We start from the raw sequence: 24,937 nt of genomic DNA on the forward strand, positions 1-24,937 counted from the left end.
CCGGCGCCTCCCGCCAGTTCGCCGCTTCCGAAGAAACAGCAGGCATCAAGTCATGGATATCGTCAGACTCGCAATCCACAATGCCCGCCTCACAATATCCGCCCTGCTGTTCCTGCTGGCGGCGGGCTGGGTCGCCTATCAGTCGACGCCCAAGGAAGCGGAACCCGACGTTCCGATCCCGATGATGTATATCAGCCTGATCTACCAGGGCATTTCGCCGGAGGATTCGGAACGCCTTCTCCTGCGGCCGATGGAAAGCAAGCTGAAGAGCCTGAAGGGCCTCAAGGAGATGCGCTCGGCCGCCTTCCAGGGCGGCGGCTACGTGCTTGTCGAGTTCCAGCCGCAAACCAATCTGGCCACGGCGCTCCAGGACACGCGCAGCAAGGTGCAGGACGCCAAGGCCGACCTGCCGCAGGCGGCCGAGGAGCCGACGGTCAACGAGGTCAACGTTTCCGAGTTTCCGGTCCTCGTCGTCACTCTGTCGGGCGACGTGCCGGAGCGCTTGCTGACGGCGGCTGCGCGCGAACTGCGCGACCGTATCGAAGAGGTACCGGGCGTGCTGGAAGGCTCGCTGCAGGGCGCGCGCGACGATCTGGTCGAAGTGGTCATCGATCCGGTGAAGCTGTCCTCCTACGGGCTGCAGCTCGACCAGCTGATGCAAGGCGTCGGCGCCTCCAACAGCCTGGTCGCCGCCGGCAATCTCGAAGGCTCGGAAGGCAAATACGCGGTCAAGGTGCCGTCGCTGATCGAGACGCCCGAGGACGTGGCCAACCTGCCGGTCGTCGCCACACCCAACGCCGTGGTGCAGGCCAAGGACATCGCCACCATACGCTCGACCTTCAAGGACGCCGAGACGGTCACTCGCCTCGACGGCAAGCCGGCCATCGCCATCGAGGTGAAGAAGCGCATCGGCGCCAACCTGATCGACACGCTGAACCATGTCAGGGAGGTGTCCGACACCTTCATCAAGACGATGCCCGAAGGCATGCATGTCACCTACACGCAGGACAAGTCGGTCTTCGTCAACCAGCTCTTGGGTGACCTCCAGAACCACGTCATGATCGCCGTGATCCTGGTGTTCATCGTCATTCTCTACGCGCTGTCGGGCCGCGCCTCGCTGCTCATCGGGCTGGCCATACCATCGTCCTTCCTCATCGGCATATTGCTGCTTGCCATGATGGGCTACACGATCAACATGATCGTGCTGTTCAGCCTCATCCTGGCTGTCGGCATGCTGGTCGACGACGCCATCATCGTCACCGAGTTCGCCGAGCGGCGCATGAGCGAAGGCATGCCGAAGGCGGATGCCTTCGCGCTCGCCGCCAAGCGCATGGCCGGCCCGGTCATCGCGGCGACGATGACGCGCATCGCCGCGTTCTCGCCGCTGCTGTTCTGGCCCGGCATCATCGGCGACTTCATGAAATACATGCCGATCACGCTGATCGTCACGCTGTCGGCCTCGATGCTCTATGCGCTGGTGTTCGCGCCGACGCTGGGCGCGATCTTCGCCAAGGCGCCGAAGCATCACGAGGACGACAACCGCGACGGCTGGTACATGGCCATCGTCAAGCAGGCGGTGCGCTTCCCGATCACCGTCCTGGTGCTCACCGTGGCGCTGCTGTTCGGCGTCGGCTACGCCTATTCGAAATACGGCGCCGGCGTCGAGTTCTTCCCCAGCGTCGAGCCGGACTACGGCCTGCTCTACGTGCATGCGCGCGGCAATCTTTCGCTGGCCGAGATGGATGCCGCCACCAGGACGGCGGAGAACAGGCTGCTCGGCTGGCCGGGCGTAAAATCGGTCTATACACGCGCCGGCAAGACTCAGGGCGGCGGCCAGGACATTCCCGAGGACGTCGTCGGCGTGATCCAGTACGAGTTCGTCGACTGGCGCGAGCGCAAATCCGCCAACCAGATCCTCAGCGACCTGCGCGGCGTCATGGCCGGCATTCCCGGCGTCGATGTCGAGGTGCGCGTGCCGGAGGCCGGCCCGCCGACCGGCAAGCCGATCCAGATCAGGCTTTCGGCCGCCGATCCCGCCGGGCTCGACGACAAGGCGCGCGAAGTGGCGGCGCGGATCGCCAAGGTGCCCAACGTCATCGACATTTCGGACGGCCTGCCGCCGCCCGGCGTCGACTGGGCGCTCGAGGTCGACCGCGCCAAGGCCGCCCAATACGGCATCAGCCCGACCTCGGTCGGCACCGTGGTGCAGCTGGTGACCAACGGCTTGAAGCTGTCGGAATACCGGCCGGCGGGCGCGGACGATGCCGTCGACATCCGCCTGCGCCTGCCGGAAGACCGGCGCACGCTGTCGACGCTCGACGAACTCAGAGTGCAGACGTCGCAAGGGTCGGTGCCGATCTCGAACTTCGTCGTGCGCAAGCCCGAGCCGACGGTCGGCATTCTCAACCGCATCGACGGCGCGCGCACCGTCGTCGTGCAGGCCAATGTCGCCGCCGGAGCGCAGGTCGCAGCTGTACAGGAGCAGGTGACCAAGGCGGTCTCGGACATGGACCTCGGCAGCGGCATCCGCTGGAAGCTCGCCGGTTCCAACGAAGACAGCGCGGAAGCGAGCGCCTTCCTCAGCAAGGCCTTCGGCGCGGCGATCTTCCTGATCTTCCTGGTGCTGCTGGCGCAGTTCAACAAGTTCACCAGCGTCTGGCTGGTGCTGTCCTGCGTGGTCATGGCGACGATCGGCGTGTTCCTGGGCCTGCTTCTGACAGGCGAAGCGTTCGGCATCGTCATGTCGGGCATCGGCGTCATCGCGCTGGCCGGCGTGGTGGTCAACAACAATATCGTGCTGATCGACACCTATGACCGGCTGCGCGAGGAGGGCTGGGACAAGATGGAAGCGGTGCTGCAGACCTGCCGCGAGCGTGCCCGCCCGGTGGTGCTGACGGCGGTTTCGGCTATCTTGGGCGTGCTGCCGATCGCCTTCGGCCTCGGTCTCGAGATCTTCCATCATGAGACGACGATCAACGCGCCTTCGACGCAGTGGTGGATTTCGCTGTCGTCGGCGATCGTGTTCGGCCTGTCCTTCGCCACCGTGCTGACGCTGGTGGTGACGCCGTCGATGCTGATGGTGTTCACCCGCGCCAAGGTCAAGCCCGGCGCGCGGCGAGGGTGGTTCAGCCGGCTGTTGCGACGCGGCAAGCGAGAGATCTCGCCGCAGGAGCCAGCGGCCGATGGCGACGCCGAGCCGGCAGTCGCCTTCCCGAAGGCCGCCGAATAGAGCGGTTTCGCAAGGCAGGTCAAAAGGCCGCCCGGGAACTACCGGGCGGCCTTTTGCATTGTTCCCTCGGATTCAACCAGACGGCGAGGGCTCTAAAATGACGATCAGCACGATTCTCATCATCATCCTGATCCTGATCCTGATCGGCGCGGTGCCGGCATGGCCGCATTCGCGCTCCTGGGGCTACGGGCCGTCGGGCATCGTCGGCGTCGTCCTCGTCGTGGTGCTTATCCTGCTTCTGATGGGCCGGATCTGACCGGCAACGATCTGCGGCCGGGCCCGCCGTTCCCGTCTTTTCGGCACGCTCGGCAATCACGCTGCTTGGTGCCAGGCCGGCGCGACGGCGACGCCGATATCCTGCAAGGCTTCGTGCACCGCCTGGTTCAGAGGGGTGTGCGGGATTTCACCGATGATCTCGTTCAGCCGCGCCGAGGCCAGCCGGTGCGCCTCGAAACGCAGATAGGACATCGAGACGATCTCGCGCCACATCGCCACGAACGGGCTGCCGGCGCGCAGCACCCACCAGGGCATGAAGCTTAGTTTAAGCTTGCGTCCGAGCGCCTTTTCGGCGGCCGTCTTGATCTCGATGTCGGTGACGGCATGGCCCGGAAAATTCAGCGCCTCGTAAGAGCCGAGCTTGTCGAGATTGCGCGCCAGTGCGACGAAACCGACAGCGAAATCCGGCAGATAGGCCCATTCATGCACCAGATCGGCCGGGCCGGGCGCAGTGTAGATGCCCTTGCTCATCTTGGCGGCGACGACGAGGTCGAACCAGGAGCCGTTGCCGGTGCCGCCGAAGAAATCGCCGGCGCGCAGAATGATCGTGCGCACCCGACCCGCCTCAGCTTCACGGCGGAACAGCTCCTCCATGGCGCAGCGGATCCGCCCTTTCTCGGTCGTCGGATGGAACGGCGTGTCTTCCGTGATCACCGCCGGCATCGGCGAGCCATAATTGTAGACGGTGCCGGGGAAGAGATGCAGCGTGCCGTTGGCTCGGCAGGCGGTCATGACATTCTCGGCCATCGGCAGGCACTTGCCCCAGTCGGTGTAGATCGGGTTCAGGCCGTTGAAAATGATGTCGACGCCCTGCGTCGCGCGGATCAGAGACTCGCGGTCCAGCGCATCGCCGGCGACGGCCGTCGCGCCTGCAAGCTCAGCCGGCACCTTGCCGGTGCGGGTGATGGCGCGGACATCATAGCCCGCGTCGATGAAGGCCTTGGCGACCACGCGGCCGAGCCGGCCATTGGCGCCGAGGATTGCAATCTTGGTCATTCTTCGTCTCCTGTTTGCTGTGAAGCGACGGGACAAGCCCACCGCCTTGGGGATATCTCGGCGTCTGTTCAGCGGTTGCCGAAGAGGTCGCGGTTGCTGCCCTGGACGACCGGCTTCCGGATGATTGCATTCGACTTCTCGATCGATGTGGTGATCGTCTTGTCTTTGCTGGCGACAGGCGTCTGGCTGGCATTGTTCGAGCCGAACTTGTCGCTGCTTGCGAAAGCGGCGTTGGCGGCGATGAGGAGGGCAGCGGCGGTGAGTGCAATCTTGGTCATTTGGGTTACTCCTGATTGGCTTGTTGCAGGGCGTATCGATGTTTGCAGGCCGAATATGATTGCCTCACCAATGAATTGAAATTGACCATGTGTGCAGTTCTGATATTCAGTTGTGAATGGCTGACATCGACTGGAACCTGATCAAAAGCTTCGTCACGGTCGCTGAGACCGGCAGCCTGTCGGCCGCGGCGAGAAAGCTGTCGGCAAGTCAGCCGACGCTTGGCCGCCACATCTCGGAACTAGAACAGGCGCTCGGCGTCACCCTTTTCCGGCGCGGGCGAAGCGGCTACGCGCTGACGGAAGCCGGGGCCACTCTGTTAGAGCGCGGCAAGGCGGTGAGCGAGCAGGCGAGCGCTTTTTCACGGCTGGCGCTGGGTTCGGTCGAAGCGATCGAAGGGACGGTGCGCATCGCCGCCAGCGAGGTGGTGGCGGCCTATGTGCTGCCCGACATGATGGCGCGGCTCGGCATCGAGGAGCCCGGCATCGAGGTCGAGATCGTCGCTTCCAACCAGGTCGAGAACCTGCTGCGCCGGGATGCCGACATCGCCATCCGCATGGTCAAGCCGACACAGAACGAGTTGGTGGCGCGCAAGGTCTGCGATATCGCGCTCTGCGCCTGTGCTTCCCTAGCCTATCTCGACCGGTGCGGCCGCCCGCGCGAGCCGGCCGACCTGCTCGACCACGCGCTGATCGGCTTCGACCGGAGCGACGAGATGATCCGAGGCTTTACGCATTTCGGCATATCGGTCACGCGGAACAGTTTTCGCTTCCGGGCCGACAACCAGATCGTGCTTTGGGAGGCGGTGCGGGCGGGAATCGGCATCGGCCTCGGCCAGGAGCCGCTGGCCAAGCGGGACCCCCTGGTGGAGGATGTGCTGCCGGGCCTGCCGCTGCCCAAGCTGCCGGTGTGGCTGGCCATGCATCGCGACGTGCGCACCAGCGTGCGCATCCGACGCGTGGCGGATTTCCTTAACGAGGAACTGAAACGCTATTCGGCCGGCGCCGCGTCGGGAGCGAATTCGGCGCGGTGAGCCAATCCGGCCATCAGCAGGACGACGATCAGCAGGCCCGACATGGCGACGAAGATCGGGCCGAAGCTGGAATGCTCGGCGACAAAGCCGATCGCGGAGGGCGCCACGAGGATGCCGGAATAGCCCATAGTGGTGACCACGCTCATGCCGGTGCCCGACGACATGCCTTCCTGGTTGCCGCCGGCCGAAAAGATGATCGGCACCATATTGGCGATGCCGAAGCCGCACAGAGCGAAGGCGGAGATGGCAAGCCACGGTGAGGGCGACAGGCCTGCGATCAGCATGCCGGCGGCAGCGATGATCGCCGAACCGCGCAACGTCGTCACGGCCCCGAAACGATTGCGCACGCCGTCGCCGAAGAAACGCATGATCGCCATGACACCGGAAAAGGCGGCGTAGGCGAGACCGGCAATGGCGAGATCGGCGCCGAGTTCCTGCCTGAGATAAAGCGCTGCCCAGTCGAGTACGGCGCCTTCAGAGACCATCGTCAGCAGCGCCATCAGGCCCACGAGGTAGACCAGCGGGTTTCCCGGCAAGGTGAATTTATGATGCTCGGCAGCCTGCGGCCTGCCCTCGGCGACGATATAGGGCACCGCCGCCGCGATCGCCGCTAAGGCAAGCGCCGTCACGACCGCGGCGTGGGCGAGGTGGCCGTAATTCTGGATGGCAAAGCCGCCAAGGGCACCGCCGGCGAAACCGCCGAGGCTCCAGAAGCCATGCGAGGAGGACATGATCGCGCGCGACAGCCGCCGCTCGACCACCACCGCATTGGCGTTCATGGCGACATCCATGCCGCCGATGGAGCCGCCAAAGATGAACATGGCGACGGCAGCCAGCGGCACGTTGGGCGCCAGCGCCACGACCAGCAGGCCGAGGCTACCGCAGAGGCCAAACCAGCGCAGCACGGTGCGCGAGCCGTGTTTCGAAATCAGGTGACCGCACCAGGTCATGGCGGAGACGGCGCCGGCGCCGAACAGCAGGATCAAAAGCCCCAGAGTGAACTTGGAAATGTCCAGGCGGGTCAGGAACACCGGGATCTGCGGCGCCCAGCTGCCGGTCAGGAAGCCATTGGCGAGGAAGATGGCCGCCACGGCCCAGCGGCCGCGAATGGCGGTCTGCATTGCATTCGACGCGTTCATAGGCGAATCCGGTTAGAAAGTGACTTTGCGCGGCAAATTAGATCGATTCAATTTCCAGTCAAGCGCTGCGCTCGGGAAGCATTTGGGCCAAACCGAGCGCTCAAGGGTAATCGAGGACGTGAGAGACCACCTAGTGGTCTCTGGGTCGCCTGGCCTCGAATTCGGCCTTCTTGGCGTCGGAGGCTTCGGTCTGGTGCAGCGCCTGCCATTGCGCGTAAGGCATGCCGTAGACGATCTCGCGCGACTGGTCCTTGCTGAGATCGACGCCTTCGGCTTCCGCGGCCTCGCGATACCAGTTCGACAGGCAGTTGCGGCAGAAGCCGGCGAGATTCATCAAATCGATGTTCTGCACGTCGCCGCGCTCACGCAAATGCGCCACCAGCCTGCGAAAGGCGGCGGCCTCGAAGTCACGTTTCTGTTCGTCGCTGAGTTCGGTCATCGAAACCTCCTCATAACGGCCCGGTGCGTGAGCCGAACATCTTCACTTGGTGTATATCGGGACGGCGATCGATCGCGTCAACGATCGGCGCCAGACGCTCAGCCCACGAAAGCGCATCCCCGTCGGTCGCGATCAGGTCCTGGCGGATTTCGATCAGCGCGTGGGCATAGCCGTTGACGATGGCGTGCCTGAACATGGTGTCGCCCCGCAGCGCGCCGTCATAGGGCTCGTTGTCGCCGACAACGAGGTTTTTGTCAGCGGCCAACATGTCGATCAGCGGCCGCGCCACGCGGTCGTCGCGGTCCCACAGTACGCCGACATGCCACGGCCGCTGCCTGCCCTGCATGACCGGCGTGAAGGAATGCACGGAGAAGATGAAGGGTGCCTTGCCGGAAGCCTGCGCGACCGAGGCGATCATGGCGCCGACGGCGTCGTGATAGGGCCGGTAGAAGCGGTCAAGCCGCCTTTCGCGCTCCTCCGGGGCGAGTGGATAGTTTCCCGTCACGACGGTGCCGTCATAGAGCTGACGGATCAGCGTTGGATCATCCTCACCACGATTGGGATCGATCAGCAGCCGCGAAAAATTGGCGAGCACCGCTGGCACATCGAGCAAGGCAGCGAGTTCGCGCGTCACCGCCTCGACGCCGATGTCATAGGCGATGTGACGGTCGAATGCGGCCGCCGGCAGGCCAAGGCTGCCATAGTCTTCAGGCAGGTCGCGGCGGGCATGGTCGGCCAACAGCACCATGCCCCGCTTGCGGTCGCCCTCGACGACGTCGAAAGGCGCGAAAACTGTGGATCGGGTCATTGGCGGGAAATGGTCTGTTCGCTGGCTTCCGGGGAGGATGCTATCGTCTTTCCACGAAGACGACGCGGGCGCAATGCCGTTGTTTGGCCAAGGTTTCCGCTGAAATCTGGCAAGGGGCGACGGATCGCGCGCCGGGAGCCTTCTTAAATCGATTGGAATTGGACAAAACGGCGCGTTGACATGCGCCCGGACTTTTCCGAAAAGGGGCGCAGAGAGATGCTGATGTGGTTCTTGAGGGGTTTCAGGATGAGTTCCGCCGGCGGGCGGCGCGTGCGCTTCGCCTTCGCCATGCCGCTCCTGACGCTCGCCGTGGGTTTGTCCGCGATGGTTGCGGCCTCGCCCGCCCGCGCTGATTTCCGCGTCTGCAACGCGACGCAAAACCTGGTCGGCGTCGGCATCGGCTATCGTGCCAAGGCCGGCTGGATCACCGAGGGCTGGTGGCACATCGAAGGATCGAGTTGCAAGACGCTGATCGAAGGGCCGCTGTCATCAAGGTTTTACTATCTTTATGCAGAAGACGCCGAACGCGGCGGACGCTGGGACGGCCCGATCAACATGTGCGTGGCTGAAAAAGAGTTCAAGATCGCCGGCGTCACCGATTGCGTCGCCCGGGGCTTCCAGCGCGCCGGATTCCAGGAATACGACACGGGCGAGCAGGCAAGCTGGATGGTCCAGCTAACCGACGACCCCGCAACGGGAGGCGCGCCAGCCGCCCCGGGAACAAACAGTCAATGAGACGCAGCCGCAAGGTCAAGATCCTAGCCACCATCGGTCCGGCCTCCTCTTCCGAGGAAATGCTGAAGAAGCTGTTCGAAGCGGGCGCCGATGTGTTCCGCATCAACATGAGCCATACCGATCACGAGTTGATGCGCACGCTGGTCGGACGCATCCGCGCCGTCGAGGAGACGGTCGGAAGGCCGATCGGCATCCTTGCCGACCTGCAAGGACCCAAGCTGCGCGTCGGCAAGTTCGCCAACGGCAAGGAGGTGCTGACCGTCGGCCAGACCTTCACGCTCGACGACAATCCCGAGCCCGGCACCGCGGCCAGGGTCTATCTGCCGCATCCCGAAATCCTGAGTTCGGTCGAGGCCGGCCACCGGCTGCTGATCGACGACGGAAAGCTGGAGCTGAAAGCGGTGAAGGCCAACGGCAAGGCGATCGTCTGCACCGTCGTTGCCGGCACCACGATTTCCGACAGAAAGGGCGTCAGCCTGCCCGATACCGACCTGCCGGTCGGCGCGCTGACCGAGAAGGACCGCAGGGATCTCGACGCGGTGCTCGCCACCGGCGTCGACTGGATAGCGCTGTCCTTCGTGCAGCGGCCGGAGGACCTGGCCGAAGCGCGCAAGATCGCACGCGGCCGGGCGCTGATCATGGCCAAGATCGAGAAGCCGCAGGCGGTTGCCCGTCTGGCCGAAATCATTGAACTCTCAGACGCGCTGATGGTCGCGCGCGGCGATCTCGGCGTCGAGATGCCGCTGGAAGCCGTGCCCGGGATCCAGAAGCAGATCACGCGCGCAGCGCGCCGCGCCGGCAAGCCGGTGGTGGTCGCCACGCAGATGCTGGAATCGATGATCACCGCGCCCGTGCCGACCCGCGCGGAAGTCTCCGACGTTTCGATCGCCGTCTTCGAAGGCGCCGACGCCATCATGCTTTCGGCCGAATCGGCCGCGGGCGCCTATCCGGTGGAAGCGGTGGCGATGATGAACCGCATCGCCACCAAGGTGGAAACCGATCCGACCTATGCAGGCATCATCAACGCCCAGCGTTCCGAGCCTGAAGCAACCGGCGCCGATGCGATCTCGCTGGCGGCCCGCGAAATCGCCGAGACGCTGAAACTGTCGGCGATCATCACCTACACGGCTTCCGGCACCACGGGCCTGCGCGCCGCGCGCGAGCGCCCGCAGGTGCCGATCGTGGCCCTGTCGCCGATCGTCAACACGGCGCGGCGGCTGTCGCTGCTGTGGGGCACGCACTGCGTCGTCTCCCCCGATGCCACCGATCTCGACGACATGGTCGATCGCGCCTGCCGCATCGCGCTTGAAGAGGAATTCGGCAAGCCCGGCGACCGCGTCATCATCACCGCCGGCGTGCCGCTAAGGACGCCCGGTTCGACCAATATGCTGCGCATCGCCTATGTCGGATCGGACTTGGGCACCCGATAAGCCCGCCCCAGGGCTTCACCGCGTTGCGATCTTGAGAGCTCTTGTTGCCGCTGCGGCGTGGTCAATGCGCTGAAGCAAGCGACGCGCGGGGTATGGGATCTTGCAGATGTTGATCCGGTCCCCGCATCTTTCGCCGATTAAGTTCGGCAGTGTCGAGCAGATCGAAATCGACCTTTTCCAGCGTGCAGTGCCAGTCGGCGCTGTGCGAACCCATCCTCGTTTGTGGTGTTCCAGAAGCCGTTCGCGGCTGGAATAGCCATGGTAGTCGAAGGCGATCACGCCGTTGGTCACATAGATATGGTTTCCGTAATGGTTCCCGCTTGGAATGATCCGCTCGCCGTAAAATCCGTCCAGGGGAGGATAACTAAGAAAGACGCCCGCAAGGATGGGGCAGGCGCCGTAACCGAAGAAGATGCGATCGGCAGCGCCCAGAATTTTTCGGGATTTTTCTTTATGCCGTGTTTCAGGACGTACATGCCGCTCTGGCCCCGATACCGTTTTTCGACGACCGTTTTCGGAAGACGCACATCAGGTCGGCGCCAACTCCGCTTCGGGTTCCTTGAGGTCGGCGCATTTGCCGACGCCATAGGCATCGCCGGCGATCCGCGCTTCCACCGCCCTTGCCATCGCCTCCAGATCCACGCTCCTGCCGGCGGCCTTCTCGATGGCGCCAACGACCAGATCAGACGCGATCCAGTCCGGCTTGTGGCCGAGATTGCGCACCCAGACCAGTTCGGCGCCGGCAATGTTGCGCTCGAGGCCGACCGAATGGATATGGGCGTAGACGACCTTGTCTCGATCGCCCGAGATGACCACGGTCGGCGCCTTGATCTCGGCGTAGCGCGGCGCGGCCCCAAGCGCATAGCGGTAGAGGCCGGCGACATCGCTGGCATTTGCGCGGAAGGCCGACGGTCTCAGCACCAGCGGGATCGAGGCCTCGGCGACATAATTGTCCGGCACTTTGTTGGGCGAGAAGACGCAGGTCGTAGCGTCGGCGATCCGCAGCATTCCTGCCGGATAGCTCAGCGTTTCGGAGAACAGCCGGCCGATCACCGGAATGGTGGTCAGGTCGTAGTACCAGGCGGTTGCGCCGCCGGGCCACGGATGGGTTGCCGGTGCCAGGAATACCAGCCCGAGCGTCTTGTCGGCATGCTCGCGGCCGAAGGCGGTCGTCACCGCGCCACCGAAGGAATGGCCGACGATGATAGCCTGCTTCATGCCGAGATGGTCCATCAGCGCGGCGACGGTGTCGGCCTGCGACCACGGATCCTCCTTGTTGCCGGGCCCGCGTCCCGACCAACCGAATCCCGGCCGGTCGAAGAACAGCAATTCGGCGCGCCCTTCGAGCAACGGCCTGAGCGGCAGCATCTGATCCCTGAGATTGGCGCTGGCGCCGTGGATGAAGACAACAGGCGGCAGGTCGGCCTTGGCGTGGCCAGGAACGTGGACATAATGGATGCGCGCGCCATCGATGTCGATGAATTCGCCGACGGCCGGGTTGCGGCGCTCGATCAGCCAGGAGCCGACGCGGGTGATGCCGACAAAGCCAAAGACGAGCGCCAGAAGGAAGGCGAAGACGGCATAGAGCAGGTTCATGTGGGATATACGAGAGGGAGTAGGGGAGTAGGGGAGTAGGGGAGTAGGGGAATAGGGGAATAGGGGAATAGGGGAGTAGGGCAAGTATTTCCGGGCGATCTCTTTCCTACTGCCTTACTGCCCTATTTCCCTACTGCCTTAAAATATCAAATGCCTTCGCCGGCGAGCTCTTCCGAAAGCGTGCCGACTTGATCCTGGGCGCTGCGCAGCATCGGATAGATGGCAAGGACCTTCTGCCAGGCCTCGAGCGCCGATTGCTTGCGTCCGGTCACGGTCATGATCTGTGCCAGGCCCGACAGCGCGCCGAAATGGCGTGGTTCGAGTTGCAACGTATGGTCGATGTCGGACATCGACTTGCCGTAGTTCTTCATCATGAAATGCACCGTGGCGCGCCGGTTCCAGCCCTCGGCATAGGCCGGCTGCAAGGTGACCACCTGGTCGAGGAAATCGAGCGCTACGTCGAATTTCTGGTTCTCGAGCGCCTTCTGCGACCATTGCATCATCAGGTCGATCGAGGCGCTGCCCGACTGGGACCATTCGCTCCAGATGATGCCGGCGATACGCTCTGCCGCCTTTTCGTTGCGCTCGCGCTTGAGATCGGCAAACAGCTTGTCGAGGCGGGCTTCCCTGTTCATTGCGGGAGGCGCGGCTTGCGGCACTGGCTGGGCATCCGGAGGCGCCGGCTCCGGGGCCGCTTGCACGACCGCCCGATCATCGGCCCGCGCCGGCAACGAGATGGCGCTGCAAAAGAGAAGGACCGTCAAAAATGCAAAAAGAATCCGCATCGCCCGAATCTAGTCGCGGGCGGCGGAACGTCAAACTGATTTTAGCGTGAACGGCCGGCGGACCGACGATAAACACCAACTGCGGAGGCAAAAGCCTCGCGACGAAGCTCAGCCCTGGCGCGCCTTATAGCGGGGGGCGGTCTTGTTGATGATGTAGACGCGGCCCTTGCGGCGAACCAGACGGTTGTCGCGATGACGCGCCTTCAGCGCCTTGAGCGAATTCTTGATCTTCATGGTCTTGCCTGTCGGTGTGGACCCGGTCCGGGTCGAAATTTTAAGGCGCGCCAGAAGACGCGCCTTTGAACTGTGGGTGGCTCATAAACGAGGAGCCTTGTCCGTGTCAACCGCAAGCATGCCCGGTAGCGGAGATGAATGCCCGGTGTCGTCAAATATCCGCAATCGGCCAATGGCTCGGCACCGGCTGGTATGATGTGGTGGTCGCCACGTGACTTGAGAACGCCATGCGCCGAGTTTTCCTGCCCGGTAGCTCGCGGCGTCGAGATTGCTGTCAGGCGCGGCGGCTGATCCGGGTGAAATGGCCCATCTTGCGGCCGGGCCGCGCTGCGGCCTTGCCGTAGAGATGCAGCATCAGGTCGGGCTCCGCCAGCAATTCCGGAACGCGCGAGATATTGTCGCCGATCAGGTTCTCCATCACGCAGTCGGAATGGTGTCGCGGGTCGCCGAGCGGCAGGCCGGCCACGGCGCGGATATGCTGCTCGAACTGCGAAACGGTGCAGGCGGCTTCCGTCCAGTGGCCTGAATTGTGGACGCGCGGCGCGATCTCGTTGGCCAGCAGCGAGCCATCGGCCAGCACGAAGAACTCGACGCCGATGACGCCGACATAGTCGAGCGCCGACAGGATCTTCACCGCCGCTGTCCGGGCCGCCTCGGCTGTCCGGGGCGCGATCGCGGCCGGCACGGTCGATGTGTGGAGAATGCCGTTGCGGTGGACGTTCTCGGCCGGATCGTAGGCGGCGACGACGCCATCGATGCCGCGCGCGGCGATGACGGAGACTTCGCGCTCAAAGGAAACGAAGGCCTCGAGGACCAGCGGCACGCTGCCCATGGCCTCGCAGGTGCCGGCGAAGCCGCCGGCTTGCATGTCACGGAAGACGCGCTGGCCCTTGCCGTCATAGCCCATGCGCCGCGTCTTCAATATGCCGCTGCCGCCAAAGGATTTCAGCGCTGCGGTCAGCTCGCCGTCATTGTCGACCGCGCGGAAATCCGCCGTGGCAATGCCGATGCCGTTGAGAAATGTCTTTTCGGTCACCCGGTCCTGCGCCACATCAAGCGCGCGCGCAGGCGGATAGACCGGCACCTTTGCGGCGAGCGCCTCGGCGGCGGCAACCGGAACGTTCTCGAATTCATAGGTGACGACGGCACTTGCCTCGGCCAATTCGGCAAGCGCGGCGGGGTCATCGTAGGCGGCCGTGACCTGACGGTTGGCGACCTGTGCCGCGGGGCAATCCGGCTGCGGCTCCAGCACCACGGTGCGGTAGCCGAGGCGAGCGGCCGCCATTGCCAGCATGCGGCCGAGCTGGCCGCCGCCGATGATGCCGATGGTCGATCCGGCGGGCAGGCTCATTGCGTGTCCGTGGGTTCGGCCGCGACCTTGGCGGTCTGCGAGGCGCGCCAGGCATCGAGCCGCCCGGCAAGCTTGTCGTCGTTGAGCGCCAGCACGGCGGCGGCCAACAGAGCCGCATTGGCCGCACCGGCCTTGCCGATGGCCAGCGTTCCCACCGGAATGCCGGCCGGCATCTGGACGATGGACAGCAGCGAATCCTGTCCCGACAGGGCCTTGGATTCCACCGGCACGCCGAACACCGGCAGCGGTGTCATCGCCGCCGTCATGCCGGGCAGGTGCGCCGCACCGCCGGCACCGGCGATGATGACCTTGTAGCCGGCGGCCTTGGCGCCCTTGGCGAAGGCGTAGAGCCGGTCGGGAGTGCGGTGCGCCGAGACGATCAGCCGTTTGTGCGGGATGCCAAGCGCCTCCAGTGTCTCGGCGGCATGGCGCATGGTCGCCCAGTCGGACTGGCTGCCCATGATAATGGCGACGTCGGCGCGTTGATCGTCCAAGCTTCTGCTCCCGGCGACAAAGGCGCGCCTTAGCGGAATTCGGCGGCGGCGGCAAGGATGCGGGGCATTGCCGGGGTCCGGCCGGGAAATCGGCCTATGCTGCAGCCTTGCGGAAGCGGGCAACGAAATCGTCGAGTTCGGGCCGCTCCATGTCGGAGATCGCCCAGTAGGAGAAGGCGCCGTCGCTCCACTGCACCAGCGAAAAGCCGCCCGAGGAAAGATCGTCAGGCTCGCTGACCTTGCCGCCCTGCTGCGGTTCGGCGACCAGCGTGATCAGATGCTCGCGGTGGCGGTAGACAAGTGCCGGCACCGGGCGGCCGGAAATCACCTCGACCCGGCCGCCGATCAGCGCAAAACCGTCCTTGGCAAGATCCGGTGCCGGCGGCGACACGCCGATCCGGGCGTCGAGCCAGGGCTTTACCGTGTGGCGGTCCGACGAGACGATATCGATCGGGCTGGCGGCAAGCAGGCTGCGGCGATGGCCGCTGGCGACCGCCGCGGCGAAGCTGTCGGACGCGCCGTTGACCATCACCCATTGCGTTGCCCCGCTGGCCAGCACCGCGCTGATCATGATCGAGGCGGCAAGAGCGCGCCAGTCGAACGAACCGAAGCGGCGCGCTCGACTTGGCGACAGCCGCGTATCGGCGTTTCGCCTCTGGCCTCTCCCGCCCGGGGCAAGCACCCCCGGGAGCGCCGGCCGGCCCTGCTGCGGCTTGGCCGTTTCGCCTGACTCCGGCTGCGCGGTGGCCGCAGTGCCAATGGCCGCGATGCGCGCGCGAAAGGCGTCGCCGACATCTGGGCGCGGCAGGCGGCTGACCGCGCCCCGCAAGGCCACGATGCGGGCATGCTCCGAGGCAAGCCGCGGATCGGCCGCAATGCGCCGCTCCACCGCAAGCGCGGCCGCTGCATCAAGTTCGCCATCGACGAGGGCGTGGATCATCAGCCTGATGCCTTCCGGATCATTGGGCAGTCCATCGTCATGCATGGTCATGGCGCTCTCCCCAGGTCAGACATAAGCAGGCTCCGCGCGCGAGCCAGCCTGGACATCACCGTGCCCATCGGCACGCCGAGCATGGCCGCTATCTCGCGATAGCTGAGGCCGCTGATGTCGCGCAGCACAAGCGTCTCGCGAAACGGCTGCGGCAGGGCTGCTATCGCCGTTTCAAGCGCCACCGTGTCGGCCTTGGCGATCAGGCTTGCCTCCGGACCATATTCGTCCGGCACGCTGATGCCGTGTGCCGCCGCCATCTCGTCGAGATCGCCGAGATCACCGACGGCCAACATGCCGCGCGGCCGGTTGCGCGACATCCAGGTATAGGCGGTGTTGCGCACGATGGTCAGCAGCCAGGCGCGGGCATTGCCGCCGGCATAGCCTGATATGCCCGTATGCGCCTTTATGCAGGCGTCCTGCACGACGTCCTCGGCATCGGCGTCATTGCCGGTCAACCAGCGGGCAAGCGCCAGCGCGTCACCGAGATGAGGCAGCACCACCTCGCTGAAGCGCTCGGCTCCGGCCTTCTCGCTCAAAGCAGCACCATCCGATACTCCACGAGGAACAGGCCGTGCGCTTTCAAGCAATACCGGCGGTCTCGCCCCGCCCGTGCGGGCGAAACCCTCGGCAACAGGCAAAGCCGCCTGCCGTGGCGAAAGTGAATTCATCTGCGTCACCAGTGTCAAGCGCAATGGGAAAGCCGTGCATCATGGGAGAGAGGCCGGTTGAGGTCATGCGCTCCAGCACATGGCGGCCGACGCCGCGGCCATGTTCGCTGTCGTGTTCATGATGACGGACATGCGGATCTCCTCAACGCCTGTGGCGGCCTATGTCGAGGAGACCCGTTGCGGCCGAGATTTATTCCCGCCGCGTACGCATCCGGCTGTTCACAGTCACGTGATCAGCCGGTGCTTTGGGTTCGTTGGTCCGCTTGGCGCTCAATCCGGCCAGCGCAAGGCGCCGGAAGAGACCTTGCGAGCAATCTTCATGGCGTCGGCGGGCCGGTCCTTCGCGGTCAACAGGGCGCGCAGCCGTTCGGCGACGATTTCCGCCTCTCCGGGATGAAGATTGCAGGGGTCGAGGAAGAAATGGCCGCGTTCGACCTCGTGATTGCGCACGATGATGGGCGGCGATCCACCGGCAAGCGCCGAGGCAAGGCCGGCGGCGGTGAAGCGGCTTTCCGGCAGCACGAAGACCTGCAGGCGGTCGAGCGGGTTGGAGGTCGGGTCGGGAATGATCTCCGCGCCAATGCCCGGGATACCCTGCAGAGCATCCTTCCAAAGGTTGAGGGCGGCCTCTTCGCGCCGGCGGATGCCGGCGTGGTCGCGCTTCTCCCATGCCTCGAGCGCGGCCATGGTGCCGGCGATGCTTTCCTTGCCGACCTTCATGGCGCGGGCGACGCCGCGGTTCTGCAGATAGGCGGCGCGCACCAGATCCTTGCGTCCGGTGACGATGCCGCTGGTCGGGCCGCTCAGGAATTTGTGGCCGCTGTAGATGACGATGTCGGCGCCACGCGCCAGGAAGCCGCGCAGGTCATATTCGGAAGCCGCGTCGACGATCACCGGCACGCCCCTGGCGTGGCAGATTTCGCAGAACTCCTCCAGCGACAGCATGCCGTATTGAACCGTGTGATGCGCGACGACATAGAGCCCTGCCGCCGTTCGCTCGTTGATCGCGTCGCGCACATGATAGTCCTGCGTGACGCTGACCGTGCCGGCGGGCACCACCTTGGCGCCGGCGACGCGGACCGACTGGTCGATCGGGGCGCCGTAGTTGACGATGTGGCCAAGCTGGATGATCACCTCCGACTTGAGGTCGCCGGTGTCGTCCGGCAGGCGTTCGATGGCGAGCAGGTTGGTTTCCGTCATCGCGCCGGCGATCGCCATGGTGATGCCGCTGGCACAGCAGGCGGTGATGAAGCCGGCCTCGCCACCGGTGAGGCGCGCGACGACGGCGCTTGCGGCGCGCTGCAGATCGTCCATTTCCACCCATTGCGATGCCATTTCCGACATGGCGCTGATCGCTTCAGGCACGATGATCGACGCGCCGAGCGCCGTCATCGTGCCGGAGACGTTGATGATCGGGCGAAGGCCGAGCCGTTCGCGGATCGTGGTGTTGGAGCCGGTGTCTGAATATGTTTTCATGTGAGCAATCCCGTGGATGACAGATCAGGCAGCGATCTCGACGACCGCTTCGATTTCGACGGTGATGTTTCCCGGCAAGGAGCCGACGCCGATCGCCGAGCGGGCATGCCCGCCGATCGTGGCGAAAACGTCGGCGAAAAGATCGGAGCAGCCATTCACCACTTTGGGGTGGTCGCTGAAGGTCGGCGTGGCGTTGACGAAGCCGAGCAGCTTGACGACGCGCACGATGCGGCCGAGATCGCCGGCGGCAGCATGCATGACGGCAAGCAGGTTGAGGCCGGTGAGGCGGGCATGCTGATAAGCCTCCTCCACCGTCACATCCTCGCCCACCTTCCCGGTGCAGAGCGAGCCGTCGGCCCGCAGCGGTCCCTGGCCGGACAGGAAGATCAGCCGGCCGCTCTCGGCATGGGTAACGAAGTTGGCGATGGGCGTCGGCGGCTCGGGCAATGTGAGGCCGAGTTCGGCGAGCCTGGTGTAAGGCGTCATGGAAGAAGGCTCCTTGGGATGGTGTCAACCATCCGATGTCAGAAGTGCGAGGCGCGGAAGCGCGCCAGGAAATTGCGCAGACGCTCATTGTCGGCGTCCGCAGCAAGGATCTCCTTCGGCGGGCCGACGGCGCCGACGCCGCCATCGGCCATGAAGACGATGCGGCTCGAGGCGTCGCGGGCAAAGGCCATCTCATGCGTGACCATCACCATCGTCATGCCGTCCTCGGCGAGGCTGCGCACCACTTCAAGCACCTCGCCGACGAGTTCCGGATCGAGGGCGGAGGTTATCTCGTCGAGCAGCAGGATTTTCGGCCCCATGGCCACGGCGCGCGCAATTCCGACGCGCTGCTGCTGGCCGCCGGAGAGCTCCGCCGGCAGGCTGTCGGCCTTATGGGCAAGACCGACGCGGCCGAGCCAGTGTTCGGCAATCGTGCGCGCCTCCACGGTGCTTTTGCCGCGCACCTTGGTGAGGCCGAGCATGATGTTGCCGGCGGCGGTGAGATGCGGAAACAGGTTGAAGCTCTGGAACACCATGCCGGTCTCGGCGCGCATCGCGGCAAGGTCGCGTTCGCTGCGGCGCTGGCGGGCTCCGGTTTCTCGGAAGCCGACCTCCTTGCCGTCGATGCGGATGGACCCGCTGTCATAGCTCTCCAGGAAGTTGACGCAGCGCAGCAGCGTGGTCTTGCCGCTGCCCGAGGGCCCGATGACCGTCACCACCTCGCCGCGCGCCACGCGCAGGCTGACCGAGCGCAGGACCTGGACGGCGCCAAAGGATTTGGACACATCGCGGATGTCGAGAAGGGCCGGGGCATCGTTCGAGCTTGTGGACATTGCTATTCCCGGATGAAGGAGAAACGCCGCTCCAGCCGCCTGCTGGCAAGCGAAAGCGCATAGTTGACGGCGAAGTAGATGAGGGCGCCAAGGATGTAGAGCGGCATGGCCTCATAGGTGCGGCCGATGACCTGGTTGATGGCCTGCATGAGATCGGTGATGCCGAGCAGCGAGACCAGCGCGCTGCCCTTGACCGCGTCGGTGACGCCATTGATCCAGGGCGGCAGGAAACGCCTGAACGCTTGCGGAAAAATGACATGGGCCAGCCGCTGGCGGAAGGTCAGGCCGATCGCCATTGCCGCCTCCGATTGTCCCTTCGGGATGGAGCCGACGGCGCCCCGGAGATATTCGACGACCTGGGCTGTCTTGAACAAGGTCAGCGCCAGCACGGCAGCCCAGAAGGACGGCAGGTGAAGCCCGACGGCCGGCATCCCGTAGTAAACGAAGAAGATGAGCACCAGGATCGGTATGCCGCGAATAGTGTCGCTGAAGATGCGCACCGCCCAGCGCGCCGGCGCCGGGCCATAGACCAGGCCGACGCCAAGGACGACACCGGCGACGAGCGAGAACGTCACGACCAGCAGCGACACCCAAAGCGTCAGCGCAAAACCCTGAGCCAGGAAAGGCAAGGCGTAGGCGATCTGGCCAAGCATGCTAGTGCACCACCTTGAACCAGCGTTCGACGAGCCGGAGCGCGTAAAGCAGGGCGTAGCCGGTCAGCAGATACATCGCCGTCACGACGAGATAGACCTCGACGATGCGGAAGGTGTTGAAGTTGATCCATTGCGCGCCGAAGGTCAGTTCGGGCACCGAGATGACCGAAGCGACGGAGGTGTCCTTGAACAGCGATATGAAAGTGTTGGAAAGCGCCGGCAGCGTGATGCGCAGCATGGTCGGCAGGCGCACATGGAGCAGCCTTTGCCAAGGCGTCAGGCCGATCGCCTTGCCGGCGTCTAGCTGGCCGCGCGGCACCGCTTCGAGACCGGAGCGGAACACCTCGACCAGATAGGCGCCGCTGTAGAGCGCCAGCGTGGCGACGAACGAGGTTTGCGCGCTGTAGGCGATGTCGACCACGGTCGGCAGACCGTAGAAGACGAGATAGACGAGCAGGATCAGCGGCACGTTTCGGATGAATTCGACATAGGCGGCAATGATGCCGCGCACCATGCGTCCGGCCGACACGTACCAGACCGCCAGGACCAGGCCGATGACGATGCCGATGGCGATCGAGATGACGGCGAGCTCCAGGCTGAGCAGCAGACCGCCCCACAGCTTGTCGAAATGCCGCCAGATCAGGTTGAAATTGAGCGCATAACCCATGCGTCGGCCTCAGTGCTCCCGATGTGACGCAAAGCTGGCCGCGTCGCCAGGAAAAAAGGCGGAAGGGTCGGCGCCCTTCCGCCGATGACGTCAGATAACCGGGAAGCCGGGGTGGCGCGCCGGCGGCTCCTGCCCGAAATAGTCCTTGAACGCGGCGTCATAGAGCGCCGTTTCATGGCCGAACATGGCGATGGTGAAGGTCTGGTTGACGAAGGTCAGCCAATCGAGATCGCCTTGCCGGAGCGCCGCGCCATAAAGCATCGAGTACCAGCTCTTGCCGGCATCGAAGTATTTGTCCGGATTGCGCGAGGCGAGCCAGCGCACGGTGGAGAGGTCGACGGCAGCGGCATCGGCACGCTTGGATTCCAATGCCTGCAGCACGTTGGCCTGTGTATCGATCTGCATCACCTGCGCCTCCGGCAAGGCAAAATGCACCGAAGATTCGGCGTCGACATTCTGCAGGATGGAAACGCGCGTCGCGGAGCCTGCGGCAAGCAGCTTGTCGAAGGTCTTGTTCTCGGCGCCGGGCAAAGTCAGCAAGGCGACGCCCTCGACGTAGTAGGGCCTGGAGAAGTTGATCAGCTGCGAGCGCTGCGCGGTCATGGTCATGAACTGGATGGTGATGTCGACCTTGTTCGTCGTCACGTTCGGAATGCGCTGCGCCGGGTCCTGCATGACAAACTCGACCTTGGCCGGGTCATCGAACAAGCCCTTTGCCAGGATGCGCCCCATGGTGATGTCCATGCCGACGAGTTCGCCGGCATCGTTCTCGAAATGCCATGGCGCATTGGTGCTTCCGGTGCCGACAATCAATTTGCCGCGCTCCAGCACGGTGCGTAGCAAGCTATCGGGCGCAGCCTGCGCCGCCGCCTTCTGGACGTCGACCGTTGCCGCCGCGCTCATGACGCCGGCCGTTGCCAGTCCGGCCATGCCCAGTTTCAGAAAATCACGCCTTTTGGATGTGTCGTCCACAGCGACCTCCTTTCGTGTTGTGTTCCCCTACGCACAGGCAATACGCGCACCCGGATCGTTACAGAAATTGTCTCTTACAAGGGACGAGTGTATCCTGTACAAGACAGATACTAACATCAGGAATCGACAATGCAAGATGGCAGCGCCTTGGCGGTCTCAGCGGACGCAAAGATTTCGGTCTCTCGGGAGAAGGGCCTCAACCGGGTGCTCGAGATTCTGGAGTTCCTTCATTCGACGCAGCGCGCCATCGGTATCGGCGACCTCGCCAAGGGGGTCAACGCGCCGCGTTCGACCACCTACACACTGGTGCGATCGCTGGTCGATGCGGGCCTCCTGGAGATGGCCGGCGACGGCAACCGCGTCTATTTCGGTAAGAAGCTCTATCTCTATGGAATGGATTATGTGCGCGGCAACGACCTCTTGAGGCGAGGACGCCAGGAGGTCGACAACCTGTCGCGCGAGACCGGTGAGACCTCCGAACTGTGCATGCTGCAGAGCGGCCGCTACACGATCGTCCACTCGAGCCCGGGCACCCGGCCGTTCCGCATCAGCTCCGCCACCGGATTGCAGATCCCGCTGCCCTGGACCGCGTCAGGCAGGCTGCTGCTCGCCGGCCTCGAACAGGCCCGGATCGAAGCCATGATATCGGAAGACGACCTTATGCTGCCCGATGGCCGCAGATTGCGTCTGGACGATTTCATCGCCGACATAGCGACGGCGCGAGCCACCGGCTATTGCATCACTTCGGGGCTCGTCGACGCCTATACGAAATGCCTCGCCGCGCCGGTGTTTTCAGCACCCGGCACCGTCGAGGCGACGATGTGCCTGGTGGTGCCCATCGACACGTCGCAGGAGAAGACAGGCGAACTCCTGGCCCTGTTGCGCGAACGCGCGGCGCGGCTTTCGATCGCGGCCTGGACCTGAAGTCAGGCGATGATGTCCGGGATGATCCTGTCTTCCAGCTTCATCAGCCGATCCTTCAGCGCAAGCTTCTTCTTCTTCATGCGCTGGATCTGCAGCGGGTCGCAGTTCATGGCGATCATCGCATTGATCGCGGCGTCGAAATCGGCGTGTTCCTGCTTCAGCCGGGAAAATTCGAGGCGAATATCGGCCTGTTCCTGATCGGACATTCTCTACCGTCTGCACGTCTGCGGCGCCCAAAGCTGGGCCTGATTGGGCGGGGGGTGGCACTCTCTGCCACCGGCGCGCAGCCCATATCACATTTCACGTTGTCGTGGAATGCTACCACGGATCATTCGACATCGCTGCGCGAAGGTGGCACACTGTCATTGTGCCGTCACAGAGCGAGCCTGCGGTGGACGCGCCTTTGGCGGCTGCAATCGAGGAAATCATGAAAGGGAGAACCAATCATGTCTCTTGCATCCCATCTTGATGAGTTGCAGCGGAAACACGGCGACATCGAACGCGAGCTCGATGACGCGATGAATCACCCGTCGGTGGACGACCTGGAAATCGTGAATCTCAAGCGACGCAAGCTGGCAATCAAGGACGAGATTGAAAAACTGAGGGCCAAACCCACGACGCATTGATGCCCCACTGACATAACCGCTCACCATTCGGGTCTTTCCTGCCGGCGGCAATTGCCGCCGGACTGGTGGTTTTGATCTTCGGTTTCAGGTCGACCATCACAGATATTCGTACCAGGCAGAGGCCTTCCGACTTCCTAGTCCCAGGACGAGCAGGGACGAAGCTCGGCGCGGGCCCCTCCTTTAATCTATGCCATAACCCTTGACCGAAGAGTGCAGCGGAGCAGAATTCCGCCTTGCCGCGGCGCTCTGAGGTCAGGGCTTGGTTTCTGGGACTGCGCTGCGTCGCTCTTCTCCTTGCTCCTCCCCGAAATGACGGACTCGTTCCGGGAAAGACAAAGCGATGGGGCCTGCCAATCGCCAGGTAGCCGATTGGCCGACGCAAGCGAGCGATAAAAGTCGGGCGCCGAGCAACCGGCGGCGGCATCGATTGCGGCCAGTGGCGACCTGTCGCCATTGACAAGCCATCTTTGCTCCTCCACCTCATGCCCGGACTTCAGCGCATCGGCCCGGAGCGCGCTTTTGTGCGTCCAAGTGGACGCGCGGCGCTCCAGAGATTAAAGGCTGCCGGCATGACCGGATATTATTCCTTTCCCTTCCCGCGCCGCACCTCGGTTGGCGTCGATGTGGGCGGCGTGGTGGTTGGCGGCGGTGCTCCCGTCGTCGTGCAGTCGATGACCAATACGGATACCGCCGATGTCGACCAGACGGTCGCCCAGGTCGCGGCGCTGCATCGCGCCGGCTCCGAGATCGTGCGCATCACCGTAGACCGCGATGAAAGCGCCGCCGCCGTGCCGCGCATCCGGGAGCGGCTGGCGCGGCTCGGTATCAACGTGCCCATCGTCGGCGACTTCCACTATATTGGTCACAAGCTCCTGGCCGATCATCCGGCCTGCGCCGAGGCGCTGGCCAAATACCGCATCAATCCCGGCAATGTCGGCTTCAAGGACAAGAAGGACCGGCAGTTCGCGGCAATCGTCGAGATGGCGATCAAACATGACAAGCCGGTGCGCATCGGCGTCAACTGGGGCTCGCTCGACCAGGAACTCCTGACCCGGCTGATGGACGACAACCAGGCTCGCGGCTTTCCGTTAACTGCACAGCAAGTGACGCGCGAGGCGATCGTGCAGTCGGCGATCCTCTCGGCCGAGATGGCCGAGGAGATCGGCCTTGGCCGCGACAAGATCATCCTCTCGGCCAAGGTCAGCGGCGTGCAGGACCTGATAGCCGTTTACACCGAGCTCGCCAGCCGTTCCGACCATGCGCTGCATCTCGGCCTCACCGAAGCCGGCATGGGCTCGAAAGGCATCGTCGCCTCATCCGCCGCCATGGGCATCCTGTTGCAGCAAGGCATCGGCGACACCATCCGCATATCGCTGACGCCGGAGCCGAACGGCGATCGCACGCGCGAGGTGCAGGTGTCGCAGGAATTGCTGCAGACCATGGGCTTCAGGCAATTCGTGCCGATCGTCGCCGCTTGCCCCGGCTGCGGCCGCACAACCTCGACCGTGTTCCAGGAACTGGCCCAGAACATCCAGGCCGATCTCAGGAAGAACATGCCGGCGTGGCGTGAGAAATACCCAGGGGTCGAGAACCTCAAGGTCGCCGTGATGGGCTGCATCGTCAACGGCCCGGGCGAGTCCAAACATGCCGATATCGGCATTTCGCTGCCAGGCACCGGCGAGACGCCGACGGCGCCCGTTTTCGTCGACGGCAAGAAGGCGGCGACGCTGCGCGGACCGTCGATCGCGCAGGATTTCGAAAAGATGGTCGCCGACTATATCGAACAACGATTTGGTCGCGGCAAGGCCGCGGCAGAGTAG

Annotated in this window: 27 protein-coding genes; 8 read left to right on the forward strand and 19 right to left on the reverse strand. The window is 64.3% G+C overall.

Annotation, left to right across the window (positions count from 1 at the left end; all coding sequences use genetic code 11):
• Nucleotides 1-52: 52 nt before the first annotated feature.
• Together FJ972_RS06015 and FJ972_RS06020 are read left to right on the forward strand one after the other, a co-directional pair.
• A complete protein-coding gene (locus FJ972_RS06015) occupies nt 53-3,229 on the forward strand; it encodes an efflux RND transporter permease subunit (protein WP_140525070.1) in 3,177 nt (1,058 codons plus the stop codon).
• Between the two features lie 97 nt (nt 3,230-3,326).
• A complete protein-coding gene (locus tag FJ972_RS06020; RefSeq protein ID WP_140493366.1) occupies nt 3,327-3,485 on the forward strand; it encodes a DUF3309 family protein in 159 nt (52 codons plus the stop codon).
• 56 nt (nt 3,486-3,541) lie between these two features.
• Here the strand turns inward: FJ972_RS06020 and FJ972_RS06025 are convergent, their stop codons facing one another.
• Nucleotides 3,542-4,501, reverse strand: a complete 960-nt coding sequence (locus FJ972_RS06025; RefSeq protein WP_140525071.1) for an SDR family oxidoreductase — start codon at nt 4,499-4,501, stop codon at nt 3,542-3,544.
• A gap of 68 nt (nt 4,502-4,569) precedes the next feature.
• On the reverse strand, nt 4,570-4,779 hold the full coding sequence (locus FJ972_RS06030; protein ID WP_140493372.1) for a DUF680 domain-containing protein: 210 nt from the start codon (nt 4,777-4,779) through the stop codon (nt 4,570-4,572).
• Nucleotides 4,780-4,895: 116 nt separating this feature from the next.
• On the opposite strand from FJ972_RS06030, the gene FJ972_RS06035 reads away from it, so the two are divergent.
• On the forward strand, nt 4,896-5,810 hold the full coding sequence (locus tag FJ972_RS06035; protein WP_140525072.1) for a LysR family transcriptional regulator: 915 nt from the start codon (nt 4,896-4,898) through the stop codon (nt 5,808-5,810).
• Here the strand turns inward: FJ972_RS06035 and FJ972_RS06040 are convergent.
• From FJ972_RS06040 to FJ972_RS06050, 3 genes are all read right to left on the reverse strand, one after another.
• Complete coding sequence (locus tag FJ972_RS06040; RefSeq protein ID WP_140525073.1) at nt 5,768-6,949, reverse strand: MFS transporter; 1,182 nt, start codon at nt 6,947-6,949, stop codon at nt 5,768-5,770. The genes FJ972_RS06035 and FJ972_RS06040 overlap by 43 nt on opposite strands.
• 130 nt (nt 6,950-7,079) lie before the next feature.
• Nucleotides 7,080-7,388, reverse strand: coding sequence for a DUF1244 domain-containing protein (locus FJ972_RS06045; protein WP_140517585.1), 309 nt, complete (start codon nt 7,386-7,388; stop codon nt 7,080-7,082).
• Nucleotides 7,389-7,398: 10 nt separating this feature from the next.
• The gene (locus FJ972_RS06050) at nt 7,399-8,196 is read right to left on the reverse strand and encodes an N-formylglutamate amidohydrolase (protein WP_140525074.1); all 798 of its coding nucleotides are present in this window, start codon (nt 8,194-8,196) and stop codon (nt 7,399-7,401) included.
• A gap of 270 nt (nt 8,197-8,466) precedes the next feature.
• Between FJ972_RS06050 and FJ972_RS06055 the strand changes: the two genes are divergently transcribed.
• Together FJ972_RS06055 and pyk are read left to right on the forward strand one after the other, a co-directional pair.
• On the forward strand, nt 8,467-8,931 hold the full coding sequence (locus FJ972_RS06055; protein ID WP_404928014.1) for a DUF1036 domain-containing protein: 465 nt from the start codon (nt 8,467-8,469) through the stop codon (nt 8,929-8,931).
• Complete coding sequence (gene pyk, locus FJ972_RS06060; RefSeq protein WP_140493391.1) at nt 8,928-10,361, forward strand: pyruvate kinase; 1,434 nt, start codon at nt 8,928-8,930, stop codon at nt 10,359-10,361. The genes FJ972_RS06055 and pyk overlap by 4 nt, the downstream gene beginning before the upstream one ends.
• A 528-nt stretch (nt 10,362-10,889) precedes the next feature.
• Here the strand turns inward: pyk and FJ972_RS06070 are convergent.
• From FJ972_RS06070 to FJ972_RS06130, 13 genes are all read right to left on the reverse strand, one after another.
• Nucleotides 10,890-11,957 (reverse strand): alpha/beta fold hydrolase, encoded by a 1,068-nt coding sequence (locus tag FJ972_RS06070; RefSeq protein WP_140525075.1) that lies wholly within the window; start codon nt 11,955-11,957, stop codon nt 10,890-10,892.
• Nucleotides 11,958-12,103: 146 nt separating this feature from the next.
• Complete coding sequence (locus FJ972_RS06075; RefSeq protein WP_140500468.1) at nt 12,104-12,742, reverse strand: tetratricopeptide repeat protein; 639 nt, start codon at nt 12,740-12,742, stop codon at nt 12,104-12,106.
• 108 nt (nt 12,743-12,850) lie between these two features.
• Nucleotides 12,851-12,976 (reverse strand): type B 50S ribosomal protein L36, encoded by a 126-nt coding sequence (gene ykgO / locus FJ972_RS06080; protein WP_125004464.1) that lies wholly within the window; start codon nt 12,974-12,976, stop codon nt 12,851-12,853.
• 274 nt (nt 12,977-13,250) lie between these two features.
• Nucleotides 13,251-14,327, reverse strand: coding sequence for a 5-(carboxyamino)imidazole ribonucleotide synthase (locus tag FJ972_RS06085; RefSeq protein ID WP_140500470.1), 1,077 nt, complete (start codon nt 14,325-14,327; stop codon nt 13,251-13,253).
• Complete coding sequence (purE, locus tag FJ972_RS06090) at nt 14,324-14,821, reverse strand: 5-(carboxyamino)imidazole ribonucleotide mutase (RefSeq protein ID WP_140517590.1); 498 nt, start codon at nt 14,819-14,821, stop codon at nt 14,324-14,326. Before purE ends, FJ972_RS06085 begins: the two co-directional genes overlap by 4 nt.
• Nucleotides 14,822-14,915: 94 nt before the next feature.
• Nucleotides 14,916-15,812: an anti-sigma factor family protein gene (locus tag FJ972_RS06095; protein ID WP_140517591.1), complete on the reverse strand. Its 897-nt coding sequence runs from the start codon at nt 15,810-15,812 to the stop codon at nt 14,916-14,918.
• Complete coding sequence (locus tag FJ972_RS06100; RefSeq protein WP_140525747.1) at nt 15,809-16,348, reverse strand: sigma-70 family RNA polymerase sigma factor; 540 nt, start codon at nt 16,346-16,348, stop codon at nt 15,809-15,811. The genes FJ972_RS06095 and FJ972_RS06100 overlap by 4 nt, the downstream gene beginning before the upstream one ends.
• Before the next feature lie 402 nt (nt 16,349-16,750).
• Entirely contained in the window at nt 16,751-17,956 is a 1,206-nt protein-coding gene (locus FJ972_RS06105; RefSeq protein ID WP_140525748.1) for an aminotransferase class V-fold PLP-dependent enzyme, read from the reverse strand.
• A 24-nt stretch (nt 17,957-17,980) separates the two neighbouring features.
• Nucleotides 17,981-18,442 (reverse strand): RidA family protein, encoded by a 462-nt coding sequence (locus tag FJ972_RS06110; protein WP_140525749.1) that lies wholly within the window; start codon nt 18,440-18,442, stop codon nt 17,981-17,983.
• A 38-nt stretch (nt 18,443-18,480) separates the two neighbouring features.
• Complete coding sequence (locus FJ972_RS06115) at nt 18,481-19,275, reverse strand: amino acid ABC transporter ATP-binding protein (protein WP_140525750.1); 795 nt, start codon at nt 19,273-19,275, stop codon at nt 18,481-18,483.
• Nucleotides 19,276-19,277: 2 nt separating this feature from the next.
• Nucleotides 19,278-19,928: an amino acid ABC transporter permease gene (locus FJ972_RS06120; protein ID WP_140500483.1), complete on the reverse strand. Its 651-nt coding sequence runs from the start codon at nt 19,926-19,928 to the stop codon at nt 19,278-19,280.
• A 1-nt stretch (nt 19,929) separates the two neighbouring features.
• The gene (locus FJ972_RS06125) at nt 19,930-20,595 is read right to left on the reverse strand and encodes an amino acid ABC transporter permease (RefSeq protein ID WP_140500485.1); all 666 of its coding nucleotides are present in this window, start codon (nt 20,593-20,595) and stop codon (nt 19,930-19,932) included.
• Nucleotides 20,596-20,685: 90 nt separating this feature from the next.
• Entirely contained in the window at nt 20,686-21,567 is an 882-nt protein-coding gene (locus FJ972_RS06130) for a transporter substrate-binding domain-containing protein (protein ID WP_140500486.1), read from the reverse strand.
• Nucleotides 21,568-21,696: 129 nt separating this feature from the next.
• Between FJ972_RS06130 and FJ972_RS06135 the strand changes: the two genes are divergently transcribed.
• Complete coding sequence (locus FJ972_RS06135; protein WP_140500488.1) at nt 21,697-22,491, forward strand: IclR family transcriptional regulator; 795 nt, start codon at nt 21,697-21,699, stop codon at nt 22,489-22,491.
• Between the two features lie 2 nt (nt 22,492-22,493).
• Here FJ972_RS06135 and FJ972_RS06140 read toward each other — a convergent pair whose 3' ends face one another.
• Nucleotides 22,494-22,697, reverse strand: coding sequence for a YdcH family protein (locus tag FJ972_RS06140; RefSeq protein ID WP_140500489.1), 204 nt, complete (start codon nt 22,695-22,697; stop codon nt 22,494-22,496).
• Nucleotides 22,698-22,937: 240 nt separating this feature from the next.
• Between FJ972_RS06140 and FJ972_RS06145 the strand changes: the two genes are divergently transcribed.
• Together FJ972_RS06145 and ispG are read left to right on the forward strand one after the other, a co-directional pair.
• A complete protein-coding gene (locus FJ972_RS06145; RefSeq protein ID WP_097571999.1) occupies nt 22,938-23,117 on the forward strand; it encodes a YdcH family protein in 180 nt (59 codons plus the stop codon).
• A 569-nt stretch (nt 23,118-23,686) separates the two neighbouring features.
• Nucleotides 23,687-24,937 (forward strand): flavodoxin-dependent (E)-4-hydroxy-3-methylbut-2-enyl-diphosphate synthase, encoded by a 1,251-nt coding sequence (ispG, locus tag FJ972_RS06150; protein ID WP_140517596.1) that lies wholly within the window; start codon nt 23,687-23,689, stop codon nt 24,935-24,937.

It is taken from the genome of Mesorhizobium sp. B2-1-1 (assembly GCF_006442975.2).
In the GTDB taxonomy this organism is placed as follows: Bacteria; Pseudomonadota; Alphaproteobacteria; order Rhizobiales; family Rhizobiaceae; genus Mesorhizobium.

Excerpts from the sequence above, each read along its gene's own strand:
- FJ972_RS06015 (WP_140525070.1), top strand. The coding sequence starts at position 53 with ATGGATATCGTCAGACTCGCAATCCACAATGCCCGCCTCACAATATCC.
- FJ972_RS06020 (WP_140493366.1), top strand. The coding sequence starts at position 3,327 with ATGACGATCAGCACGATTCTCATCATCATCCTGATCCTGATCCTGATC.
- FJ972_RS06025 (WP_140525071.1), bottom strand. The coding sequence starts at position 4,501 with ATGACCAAGATTGCAATCCTCGGCGCCAATGGCCGGCTCGGCCGCGTG.
- FJ972_RS06030 (WP_140493372.1), bottom strand. The coding sequence starts at position 4,779 with ATGACCAAGATTGCACTCACCGCCGCTGCCCTCCTCATCGCCGCCAAC.
- FJ972_RS06035 (WP_140525072.1), top strand. The coding sequence starts at position 4,896 with ATGGCTGACATCGACTGGAACCTGATCAAAAGCTTCGTCACGGTCGCT.
- FJ972_RS06040 (WP_140525073.1), bottom strand. The coding sequence starts at position 6,949 with ATGAACGCGTCGAATGCAATGCAGACCGCCATTCGCGGCCGCTGGGCC.
- FJ972_RS06045 (WP_140517585.1), bottom strand. The coding sequence starts at position 7,388 with ATGACCGAACTCAGCGACGAACAGAAACGTGACTTCGAGGCCGCCGCC.
- FJ972_RS06050 (WP_140525074.1), bottom strand. The coding sequence starts at position 8,196 with ATGACCCGATCCACAGTTTTCGCGCCTTTCGACGTCGTCGAGGGCGAC.
- pyk (WP_140493391.1), top strand. The coding sequence starts at position 8,928 with ATGAGACGCAGCCGCAAGGTCAAGATCCTAGCCACCATCGGTCCGGCC.
- FJ972_RS06070 (WP_140525075.1), bottom strand. The coding sequence starts at position 11,957 with ATGAACCTGCTCTATGCCGTCTTCGCCTTCCTTCTGGCGCTCGTCTTT.
- FJ972_RS06075 (WP_140500468.1), bottom strand. The coding sequence starts at position 12,742 with ATGCGGATTCTTTTTGCATTTTTGACGGTCCTTCTCTTTTGCAGCGCC.
- ykgO (WP_125004464.1), bottom strand. The coding sequence starts at position 12,976 with ATGAAGATCAAGAATTCGCTCAAGGCGCTGAAGGCGCGTCATCGCGAC.
- FJ972_RS06085 (WP_140500470.1), bottom strand. The coding sequence starts at position 14,327 with ATGAGCCTGCCCGCCGGATCGACCATCGGCATCATCGGCGGCGGCCAG.
- FJ972_RS06095 (WP_140517591.1), bottom strand. The coding sequence starts at position 15,812 with ATGACCATGCATGACGATGGACTGCCCAATGATCCGGAAGGCATCAGG.
- FJ972_RS06105 (WP_140525748.1), bottom strand. The coding sequence starts at position 17,956 with ATGAAAACATATTCAGACACCGGCTCCAACACCACGATCCGCGAACGG.
- FJ972_RS06110 (WP_140525749.1), bottom strand. The coding sequence starts at position 18,442 with ATGACGCCTTACACCAGGCTCGCCGAACTCGGCCTCACATTGCCCGAG.
- FJ972_RS06115 (WP_140525750.1), bottom strand. The coding sequence starts at position 19,275 with ATGTCCACAAGCTCGAACGATGCCCCGGCCCTTCTCGACATCCGCGAT.
- FJ972_RS06120 (WP_140500483.1), bottom strand. The coding sequence starts at position 19,928 with ATGCTTGGCCAGATCGCCTACGCCTTGCCTTTCCTGGCTCAGGGTTTT.
- FJ972_RS06125 (WP_140500485.1), bottom strand. The coding sequence starts at position 20,595 with ATGGGTTATGCGCTCAATTTCAACCTGATCTGGCGGCATTTCGACAAG.
- FJ972_RS06135 (WP_140500488.1), top strand. The coding sequence starts at position 21,697 with ATGCAAGATGGCAGCGCCTTGGCGGTCTCAGCGGACGCAAAGATTTCG.
- FJ972_RS06140 (WP_140500489.1), bottom strand. The coding sequence starts at position 22,697 with ATGTCCGATCAGGAACAGGCCGATATTCGCCTCGAATTTTCCCGGCTG.
- FJ972_RS06145 (WP_097571999.1), top strand. The coding sequence starts at position 22,938 with ATGTCTCTTGCATCCCATCTTGATGAGTTGCAGCGGAAACACGGCGAC.
- ispG (WP_140517596.1), top strand. The coding sequence starts at position 23,687 with ATGACCGGATATTATTCCTTTCCCTTCCCGCGCCGCACCTCGGTTGGC.